This is a genomic window from Streptococcus sp. 2154, from assembly GCF_013277255.1.
GTDB lineage: Bacteria > Bacillota > Bacilli > Lactobacillales > Streptococcaceae > Streptococcus > Streptococcus pseudopneumoniae.
The window spans coordinates 1-684 of the sequence record NZ_VMMK01000105.1; the positions used below are offsets into that span (position 1 = coordinate 1).

The window sequence follows — 684 nt, forward strand, 5'->3', positions numbered from 1 at the left end:
GATGCCACAGATTAGTAAAGAAGCCTTGATTGAACAAATCAAAGATGGAATCATCGTTTCTTGTCAGGCTCTTCCTCATGAACCGCTTTATACAGAAGCGGGAGGGGTGATTCCCTTGCTGGTCAAAGCGGCTGAGCAAGGTGGAGCAGTCGGTATCCGAGCCAATAGTGTTCGCGATATCAAGGAAATTAAGGAAGTCACCAAACTTCCGATTATTGGGATAATCAAACGAGATTATCCGCCACAAGAACCCTTCATCACGGCTACTATGAAAGAAGTTGATGAATTGGCAGAACTGGACATCGAGGTGATTGCTCTGGATTGTACCAAGCGTGAACGCTACGATGGTTTGGAAATTCAAGAGTTCATTCGTCAGGTCAAGGAGAAATATCCTAACCAGCTCTTGATGGCGGACACCAGTACTTTTGAAGAAGGATTGGCAGCGGTCGAAGCAGGAATTGACTTTGTCGGAACAACCTTATCAGGCTACACATCCTACAGTCCAAAAGTGGATGGTCCAGATTTTGAACTCATCAAAAAACTCTGTGATGCCGGTGTAGATGTCATTGCAGAAGGAAAAATTCATACACCAGAACAAGCCAAACAAATCCTTGAATACGGAGTGCGAGGCATCGTTGTTGGTGGCGCTATTACTAGACCAAAAGAGATTACAGAACGCTTCGT

General features: G+C 44.9%; 1 protein-coding gene. It reads left to right on the plus strand.

The window, feature by feature from the left end; all coding sequences use genetic code 11:
• Nucleotide 1: 1 nt before the first annotated feature.
• A partial coding sequence (locus tag HT693_RS11685; RefSeq protein WP_172925205.1) for an N-acetylmannosamine-6-phosphate 2-epimerase occupies nt 2-684 on the plus strand: 683 nt, incomplete at its 3' end.